The sequence below is a fragment of the Kutzneria sp. 744 genome (assembly GCF_000568255.1).
In the GTDB taxonomy this organism is placed as follows: Bacteria; Actinomycetota; Actinomycetes; order Mycobacteriales; family Pseudonocardiaceae; genus Kutzneria.
Map to the genome: position 1 here is coordinate 10,041,683 of NZ_KK037166.1, position 8,480 is coordinate 10,050,162.

Genomic DNA, 8,480 nt, shown 5'->3' on the forward strand with positions numbered 1-8,480 from the left:
GCGCCTGTCTCAACCTGTACTCCGAACACGTCCGCACGGGTCCGGAAATCGCCGACGCGCGCTGCCGGACCTGGTCGGCCGCGGCGTCGCGTGAGCACGGAACGAGGTGCTGACCATGCTCGGACTGCCGTCCGGCCTCGCCCACCAGGACGCGGTGATCGCCACCTTCCTCCTGGCCCTGGCGGTGATCGTGCTGGCCAGCACCGCCTTCGCGGCGCTGGCCCGGCGCCTGCGGCAGCCGGCCGTGGTCGGCGAGGTCGTGGCCGGCCTGGCCCTGGGGCCGAGTCTGCTCGGCCTGCTGCCCGGCCACCTCTCGGCGCTGCTGTTCCCGACGGAGGTGCGCACCCTGCTCAACGGCATCGCGCAACTCGGGCTGGTGCTGTTCATGTTCCTCGTCGGGTGGGAACTGGACATGGGGCAGGCCCGCGGCAGCAGCCGGGCCGTCGGGTTCACCGCGGCGGCCTCGCTGGTGGTGCCGTTCGGGCTCGGCTTCGCGCTGGCCGCGGTGCTGTACTCGGATCATTCCACTGTGAACGGTCACGCCGTCGGCGGCCTGGACTTCGGTCTGTTCATCGGCACGGCCATGGCCATCACCGCGTTTCCGGTGCTGGCCCGGATCATCAAGGAATGCGGCCTTGAGCGGCACCGGCTCGGCGTGCTCTCGATGCTCATCGCCGCGGTCGACGACGTGGTGGCCTGGTGCCTGCTCATCCTCGTGGTCACGCTGGTCTCGGCGACCAGCCCGATGGCCGTCGCGGTGACCCTGGCCGGACTTGCCGGCTACGTCGTCGTGATGACGCTGCTGGTCCGGCCGGCCCTGCGTCGGCTGGCGCGGCACCTGACCGGACGGCGCAAGGCCGAGGCCGTGCTGTTCATGACGCTGGTGGTGGGGCTGCTCGGATCCGCGTGGGCGACGACCGCGATCGGCCTGCATCCCGTGTTCGGCGCCTTCCTGTTCGGCGCGATGCTGCCGCGGGCGGAGTTCCAGCGGGCCGCCCCGCAGGTGCCGCACCGGGTCGGCCAGCTCAACACCATCCTGTTGCCGGTCTTTTTCGTGGTCACCGGGCTGTCAGTGGATCTGGGCGGCCTCGGCTGGCTCGGCCTGGCCGAGCTGGGCGCGGCGATCCTGGTCGCCTGCGCCGGAAAGTTCGGCGGCGCGGCCATCGCGGCACCGGTCACGCGGCTCAACCTGCGGGACACCATCGCGCTCGGCGCGCTGCTGAACACCAGGGGCCTCACCGAACTCATCGTGCTGGGCATCGGCCTGCAGGTCGGGGTGCTCGACGACCGCATGTTCACCGTCATGGTGATCACCGCCGTGGCGACGACGGTGCTCGCCAGCCCGTTGCTGCGCCGGCTGATCCGCCCGGAGGACGCGCCGATGTCGTCCGACTTCCTCACCGGGCGCCGTGACGACGCCGGAATTGTCCCGTCGCCAGGACGCGGCGGGCCGACATGACACCAGGAGGACGCTTCGATGCTGTTTTCGGCGACGCGGGAGGACGGGCCGGATCAGGCCGGCCCCGCAGACATCGAAACATCGGCCGTGGCCTGGCTGCGGGCCGAGCTCGACGACCCGGAGATCACCGCCGGTGACAACTTTCTCGACGTCGGCGGTCATTCGCTGACCTTCTCCAGGCTGAACAAGTTCCTCGGCGAGTCCCGCGGCGTGGTGCTCGACCGGAGAACGACCTACGAGGAGTCCCTCGGCAGCGCCGCCGCCAAGGCGCGGCCGGTCGGACCGTCCGAGCCGGCAGAGCAAGGGAGCCTCACATGACCACCGCCGACGAGTTCGCGCTGTCCGACGAACAGCTCGACTCCTTCCGCCGCGACGGCTTCCTCGGGCCGCTGACGATCTACCCGCCGGACGAGATGGCCGAGCTGTGGAAGTCCGTGCAGCGCCAGGCGCTCGACCGGACGCACGCCGCCTACCCGGAGGTCGACGCGGGCATGGGCGCGCCGAACATCTTCAACTACGACCGGCACCTCGACATCGACCTGCTGGCCGAGCACGCCTGCCACCCGAAGATCGTCGGCGCGGTGGGCTCGATCCTCGGCCGGGACCTGCTGTGCTGGCGGTCCGAGTTCTTCCCCAAGTACCCGGGCGACGAGGGCACCGACTGGCACCAGTCCGACACCTTCGCCAACGCCAGCGGCAAGCCGCAGCTGCTGTGGCCCGGCGAGTCCGAGGAGTCCTTCGGCGCCGGCACGATCACGGTGTGGACCGCGTTCACCGACTCCACCCGGGAGAACGGCTGCCTGCAGCTCATTCCCGGCACGCACAACAAGATGAACTACGACGAGACCAAGAACATGGACTACGACCAGGAGCGCATCAACGCCAGCGTCAAGGACGGCGTCAAGCGCGGCTTCTTCGGCTACGACTACCGGCAGCTGCAGATCGACCCGGACTGGACGCCCGACGAGGACGACGCCTTCTCCCTGGTGATGGAGAAGGGCCAGTGCGTCATCTTCTGGTCGACCCTGATGCACGCGTCGCTGCCGAACACCAGCACGGGCCGCGACTACCGCATGGGTTTCGCCACCCGGTACGTGCCGACCGCCGTGCGCGTCTACCCGGACACCGACCACATCGAGGAGTACGGCGGCAACATCTCCCTCGACCGGTGGGGCGCCATGCTGGTCAGCGGCCGGGATGAGCACGGCCACAACAAGGTCGTGGACCGGACGCTGCGCGGCACGCCCGTCGGTCCGGCCGCGGCCCGCCGGCCGTGACCCGGATGCGATGACACGATGACGCGGCGCGGGGCACGGGTGGTGGCCTGCATCCCGCCGTCCTGTTGCGGGGCCGGCTATTTCCGGCGCCTGCGGCGGAAGCTGTCCGACCGGGTCGAGGTCCGCGCGGTCGAGCTGCCCGGCCACGGCCGGCGGTACGGGGAACGGGCCGTCACCCGCGCCGAACTCGCCGTGCGGGACGTCATCGAGCAGCTCGGCGGGCCCGTGGACGTCCTGTACGGGGAGAGTCTCGGCGCCTACCTCGGTCTGGCGGTGGCGGCCGCGGTCGAGCGGCCGCCGTTTCCGCTGTTGGTCGCCGCGTCCAACCCGCCGCCGTCGGTGCGGGAGGACATCCGCATCGAGGGCGTGCGGTCCATCGAGACGGCGGTGGCCGCCTTGGCCGCGACCGGTGGTCGCATCCCGGCCGAGGTGGTCGCCGACCCGGAGCTCGCGGCCGGCGCCTACCCGCTGATTCGCGACGACCTCCGCCTGGCCAAGTCGCTGGTCGACGCCACCCGCGCCACCACGGTGGCCGGCGACATCCTGGTTGTCGGCGGTGAGAACGACATCCGGCCCACGTCGTGGGCGGCCCACACGACGGGACGCTGCGAGGTGCGCCGGCTGCCGGGAGAACACCTGCTCGCCGCCGCCAATCCCGAAGGCGTGGCCGATCTGATCCTCGGTGCGCTGGCTCAACGGTGACGCTCCTATCCAGCGGGGACAGGCCCATCAGGCGGCGTCGCCCGGGTGGGGCGGCGCCGGGAGCGGCGAGAAGGGGGGGAATGACTTCCGCCGTCGCTCCCGGCGCCTGCATGGGAGGGGTCAGCCGGTCTCCTCGGCTCCCTTCGGTTCGCGGATGATCAGCGCGATCAGGCCGGACACCACCGTGATGCCGGCGCTGATCAGGAAGACCAGGTGCATGCCGTCCACGAAGGTGCTGTGCGCGGCCGTCGTCAGCGTGGTGGTGAGGTAGTTCACCTGGTCGGCGGGCACGTTGGCCTGTATCAGGTGCTGGGACAGCTGCTGGCTGGTGGCCGGCGAGAAGCCGAGGCCGACCGCCTGCCGGACGGTCGGGTCGGCGGCGAACTGGAGGGCCAGCGGGCTCGGGCTGCCACCGAAGGCGGCCTGCACCGCCCCGCCGAAGTTCGTGGCGACGAACGTGGAGATGACGCTGCCGAAGACCGCGACGCCGAGGGTGCTGCCGATCTGCGCCGCCGACTGCTGCACACCGGAGGCGGCGCCGGCCTTGTCCACCGGCGCGCTGCCGACGATCGCCTGCATCGCGGGCACCATGAAGAACCCGATGCCGAAGCCGCACAGCACGAGCGGCAGTGCCAGGGTCGTCCCGCTGGAGTCGACGCCGAGGCGCAGCAGCGCCAACAGCGCGACCGCGGTCAGCACGGCGCCGATGACCAGCGTCCAACGCATGCCGAGCTTGGCCATGAGCAGGCTGGCCAGCGGGGCCGACACCGCGAACACCGCGGTGAGCGGCAGCAGCGCGACGGCCGCGCCGACCGGGTCGTCGCCGCGCACGCCCTGTAGGTAGAAGGTCAGGTAGAAGACGATGGCGTAGAAGGCGAGGCGGGACACCAGCATCAGCACGGAACCCGCGGAGAACGTGCGGTTGCGGAACAGGCTCAGCGGCACCATGGGATGGCGCACCCGCTTCTGCAGCACGACGAAGACCCCGGCCAGCACGAGGCCGACGATCAGCACGCCCAGCGTGTTGACCGAGGTCCAGCCCCAGACCGGCACGCCGTTGATCGCCCAGACGATGGCGGTCATGGCCAGGGTGAGGGTGATCGCGCCGACCACGTCCAGCGGGGCCGGCCGGTGCTCGGTCTTGCGCGGGATCACCAGCAGGCCGACCGCGACGGCGACGATGCCGACCGGCAGGTTGATGAAGAAGACCCAGGGCCAGCTCGCGTACTGCACGATCAGCCCGCCGAGCACGGGGCCGCCGGCCAGCGAGAGGGCCGAGATGCCGCCGTACACGCCGAACGCCCGGCCGAGTTTGTCCGGCGCGATGGAGGACCTCAGCACCGCCAGCCCGGCCGGGGTCAGCAACGCGGCGAACACGCCGACGAGCACGCGGGCCCCGATCAGCATGCCGATCGAGGTGGACAGGCCGCAGACCACCGAGCCGAGCGAGAAGCCGGCGATGCCGATCAGGAACGCCCGGCTGTGGCCGATGCGGTCGGCGACGGCGCCGGCCGGGATCAGCAGGGCGGCGATGACCAGCAGGTAGCTGGTGGCGACCCAGGCGATGCTCGACAGGCTGGCGTGCAGGCCGCTGGCGATCGAGGGGTTGGCGATGGACACCACCGTGCCGTCGAGCTGCACCACCATCGTGCCGAGGGCGACGGCCAGCAGGACGAGCCCGCCGTGCCTGGCCGGCGCGGGTTCCCCGCTGGGAGGCCGGCTCAGCTGATCGTCCCGTGTCGTCATGGGAACCCTTCCCGTTCGCCTTCACCTGATCTGACTTGCACACTGTACAAGTCGACTTGAACGGTGTGCAAGTGGCCTACTGTTGAGGCCATGCCGAGGGAGACACTGACCCGGGACCGGGTCGTTCTGGCCGCTGTCGAGCTGCTCGACGCCGAGGGCGTCGACGGACTGAGCATGCGGCGGCTCGGCGAACGGCTGGGGTCGGCCGCGACCGCGGTGTACTGGCACGTCGGCAACAAGGAGAACCTGGTCTCGCTGGCCTGCGACCGGGTCTGGGACGAGCTGCCGCTGCCCGATCCGGACACGCTCGGCTGGCGGGCGGCGGCGAGCGCCCAGATGGTCGAGGCGCACGCCATGTTCCGCCGGCACCGCTGGGTGGTCCACGCCATGACCGGTCAGCCGGTCTACGGCCCCGGCATCGCCCGCTACCGGGACCACGCCTACGCCATCTACGAGGCGGCCGGCTTCGCGGACGCGGAGCTGGACTGGGCGCTGCACACGGTGTTCACGTTCCTGCTCGGCCAGGCCACCGCCGACACCGCCGACCTCGGGGCCCGGACGGACGCCGTCCGCGAGGACGAGCGGATGAGCGAGATCGTGTCCTCGGCCCGCGAGATCGCCGAGCGGTTCCCGCGGCTGCGGGCCCGCATCGCCGCGCTGGAGAGCGAGGACCAGAGCGGCTTCGCCGAGCAGGGTTTCGCCTTCGGCCTCGACGTCATCCTGGACGGCCTGGAAGCCCGCGTCGCGGCGCGTTCGGCGGCGCAGCGCGGGTAGGCGCCGCGACGATCAGGGCTTCGCCGGTCGTCAGGCGGAGCCGAGTGAGCGGTGCACGGAGACGGTGCCGGGCAGTTGCTGGCACAGCTCCCGCGCCTTTCGCGCCGCGGCGGCGCCGTCCTCGTCGTCGGCGAACAGGATGCCCAGCATGGTGCCGCTGTGCGCGGCGACCACGCCCAGCCCGCCCGCAGTGGCGCAGATCCGCTTGAGGTCGGCCAAATGGTTGCGGGGCAGCAGCTTGGCGTTCTTCTCGGTGCTGCGGGTGGCGACCGCCCCCAGCGTGGGCAGGTCGACCTCGCGCACCGCGCGGGTCAGCGTGCGCAGCAGGTCGTCGTACTCGCGCTTGTCCGCGTCGGTGAGGGACTTGGGCCTGCGGTTGAACTCGATGGTGCTGACCATGCCGCCCTCGTCGTGGCCGACGATCAGCAGCGGTGGCAGGAAGCCGAGCCGTTCTCGCAGCCGCACCTCGCGGTGGTAGTAGGCCACCACCCCGGAGTACATGACGCCGTCGGAGGGCTCGATGTCACGCAGGAAGTCCTCCAGCGTGCGCTCGTCGATGACGATGCCGAGCGCGTCGGCGACGGCCCGCGCCGTGGCCACCAGGTCCGCCGAGGAGCTGGCGAATCCCTTGCCCACCGGCAAGGTGCTGCTCAGCTGGAGCAGGCCGCCGACGCGCGGCGCGTAGGCGCGCAGGATGCGCTCGGCCAGCAGCCGTGACTTCGCCTTGGGGCCGGGAACCACCCGCACCTCGTCGTCGTCCGCGCGGGCGTGGAAGATCGCCGTCGAGAACTGGGCGATCGGCAGGGTGACGAGGAAGTCGAGGCCGTTCTCGAAAAGCACCCCCTGCAGCAGTTCGCCGAACGTGCCGTACGCAGTGCCCCGGCCGACGCTGTCCCCGGCCGGCTCGCGGTGGCACGCCTGCTTCGTGGCCACGTCGTCCAGGAGTCGACCCCCCACCCGCTCGCTCGGTCTAGCCAAATGAACAAACGTCCTGCCAAGATGGTACGCATCGATGTCGCGCACACGCCAGGAGTTCGATGTGCTTTTCGAGAGTGTCGTGGATGCGATCGGGCACACGCCGGTGGTCCGCCTGCGGGTCGACGGGCGGGAAGGTGTTGTGGCGTATGCCAAACTCGAGGCCCAGAACGTCTACGGCATGAAGGACCGGGTGGCCAGGAGCACGATCCTGGGCGCCCGCCGCAACGGCCTGCTGGCGCCGGGGGCGCCGATCATCGAGAGCTCCTCGGGAACGATGGCGCTGGGCGTCGCGCTGGTGGGCGCCGCGCTCGGGCATCCGGTGCACATCGTCACCGATCCCCGCATCGACCGCATCACCCTGGCCAAGCTGCGCGGGCTCGGGTGCGAAGTCCATGTGGTGGCGGCGATGTCGGGCGCCGGCTGGCAGAGCGCCCGCCTCGAACGGCTGGCCGTCCTGCGCGAGACGCTGCCCGGCGCGTTCTGGCCGGACCAGTACACCAATCCGGACAACCCGGCGGGCTATCGCGCGCTGGCCGACGAACTCGTCGAGGACGTGGGCCCGTTCGACGTGCTGGTCGGCTCGGTCGGCAGCGGCGGTTCGCTGTGCGGCACCTCGCGGGCGTTGCGTGAACGCCACCCGGACCTGCACGTGGTGGGCGTCGACAGCGCCGGCAGCGTCCTGTTCGACCAGCCCGACCGGCCCGGCCGGCTGCAGAGCGGGCTCGGCAACAGCCTGCATCCCAAGAACCTCGACCGCCGCCTGATCGACGAGGTGCACTGGCTCAACGACCGGGAGGCGTTCCAGTCCACTCGCGACCTCGCCCGGGAGCAGGGCCTGTTCGCCGGCAACACCTCGGGCTCGGTGTACCGCGTGCTCAAGCACATCGCGCGGGAAGCGCGGCCGGGCACGCGCATCGTCGGCATCTTCCCCGACCGCGGCGACCGCTACGTGGACACCGTCTACGACGACGCCTACTGGGCCGAGCACGACCTCGATCGGCACGACCTGGCCGACCGGCCCGCGGACATCGAACCGGGGGAGACCGTGGCCGGCTGGACCCGGTCGACGAAGCCGTACGCCCCGCCGCGGCGGGAACGGCTGCTGCACATCGAGTCCAACACCACCGGCACCGGCATGCAGGCGCTGAGGGTCGCGGACGCGCTCGGGTTCGAGCCGGTGCTGCTGACCGACCGACCCGAGCGGTACTCGGGACTCGCGGACACCGGGTGCACCGTGGTGCGGTGTGACACCAGCTCCCAGCGGGAACTGCGCCGGGCGATCCTGGACCGGTTCCGGCGTGAGGAACTCTCCGGTGTCGTCACGACCAGTGAGTTCTATGTGGACTCCGCCGCGGAACTGGCGGCGTGGCTGGGTCTTCCGGGCTGCGCGCCCGACGCGGCCCGGGTGTGCCGGAACAAGGCCCTGCTCCGGGAGCGGCTGGCCGAGCACGGTGTCCGCCAGCCGCGGTTCGCCGCCGTGACCGCGCCGGACCAGATCGCCGCCGCGGTGGCCCGGGTCGGCCTGCCCTGTGTGGTGAAGCCGG

The 8,480-nt window shown here is 71.3% G+C and carries 8 protein-coding genes; 6 read left to right on the forward strand and 2 right to left on the reverse strand.

Annotated features, from left to right (window positions below; all coding sequences use genetic code 11):
- The first annotated feature begins 115 nt into the window (after positions 1-115).
- From KUTG_RS45895 to KUTG_RS45910, 4 genes are read left to right on the forward strand one after another with little or no spacing between them, the layout of a single operon-like run.
- Entirely contained in the window at positions 116-1,459 is a 1,344-nt protein-coding gene (locus KUTG_RS45895) for a cation:proton antiporter domain-containing protein (protein WP_157495261.1), read from the forward strand.
- An 18-nt stretch (positions 1,460-1,477) separates the two neighbouring features.
- A complete protein-coding gene (locus tag KUTG_RS45900) occupies positions 1,478-1,777 on the forward strand; it encodes a hypothetical protein (protein ID WP_043726214.1) in 300 nt (99 codons plus the stop codon).
- A complete protein-coding gene (locus tag KUTG_RS45905; RefSeq protein ID WP_043726215.1) occupies positions 1,774-2,736 on the forward strand; it encodes a chlorinating enzyme in 963 nt (320 codons plus the stop codon). Before KUTG_RS45900 ends, KUTG_RS45905 begins: the two co-directional genes overlap by 4 nt.
- 18 nt (positions 2,737-2,754) lie before the next feature.
- Positions 2,755-3,438: a thioesterase II family protein gene (locus KUTG_RS45910; RefSeq protein WP_084580587.1), complete on the forward strand. Its 684-nt coding sequence runs from the start codon at positions 2,755-2,757 to the stop codon at positions 3,436-3,438.
- A 120-nt stretch (positions 3,439-3,558) separates the two neighbouring features.
- On the opposite strand, the gene KUTG_RS45915 is transcribed toward KUTG_RS45910, so the two are convergent.
- A complete protein-coding gene (locus KUTG_RS45915; RefSeq protein WP_043726217.1) occupies positions 3,559-5,184 on the reverse strand; it encodes an MFS transporter in 1,626 nt (541 codons plus the stop codon).
- A 90-nt stretch (positions 5,185-5,274) separates the two neighbouring features.
- Between KUTG_RS45915 and KUTG_RS45920 the strand changes: the two genes are divergently transcribed.
- A complete protein-coding gene (locus tag KUTG_RS45920; protein WP_043726218.1) occupies positions 5,275-5,958 on the forward strand; it encodes a TetR/AcrR family transcriptional regulator C-terminal domain-containing protein in 684 nt (227 codons plus the stop codon).
- 30 nt (positions 5,959-5,988) lie between these two features.
- Here KUTG_RS45920 and KUTG_RS45925 read toward each other — a convergent pair whose 3' ends face one another.
- On the reverse strand, positions 5,989-6,915 hold the full coding sequence (locus KUTG_RS45925; protein ID WP_198047565.1) for a GHMP family kinase ATP-binding protein: 927 nt from the start codon (positions 6,913-6,915) through the stop codon (positions 5,989-5,991).
- Positions 6,916-6,970: 55 nt separating this feature from the next.
- Here KUTG_RS45925 and KUTG_RS62475 point away from each other — a divergent pair.
- The coding region (locus KUTG_RS62475) for a PLP-dependent cysteine synthase family protein (RefSeq protein ID WP_232241294.1) at positions 6,971-8,480 on the forward strand (1,510 nt) is incomplete at its 3' end.

What these genes read in the sequence shown, in the direction of transcription:
- KUTG_RS45895 (WP_157495261.1), top strand. Translation starts at nt 116, where the DNA reads ATGCTCGGACTGCCGTCCGGCCTCGCCCACCAGGACGCGGTGATCGCC.
- KUTG_RS45900 (WP_043726214.1), top strand. Translation starts at nt 1,478, where the DNA reads ATGCTGTTTTCGGCGACGCGGGAGGACGGGCCGGATCAGGCCGGCCCC.
- KUTG_RS45905 (WP_043726215.1), top strand. Translation starts at nt 1,774, where the DNA reads ATGACCACCGCCGACGAGTTCGCGCTGTCCGACGAACAGCTCGACTCC.
- KUTG_RS45910 (WP_084580587.1), top strand. Translation starts at nt 2,755, where the DNA reads ATGACGCGGCGCGGGGCACGGGTGGTGGCCTGCATCCCGCCGTCCTGT.
- KUTG_RS45915 (WP_043726217.1), bottom strand. Translation starts at nt 5,184, where the DNA reads ATGACGACACGGGACGATCAGCTGAGCCGGCCTCCCAGCGGGGAACCC.
- KUTG_RS45920 (WP_043726218.1), top strand. Translation starts at nt 5,275, where the DNA reads ATGCCGAGGGAGACACTGACCCGGGACCGGGTCGTTCTGGCCGCTGTC.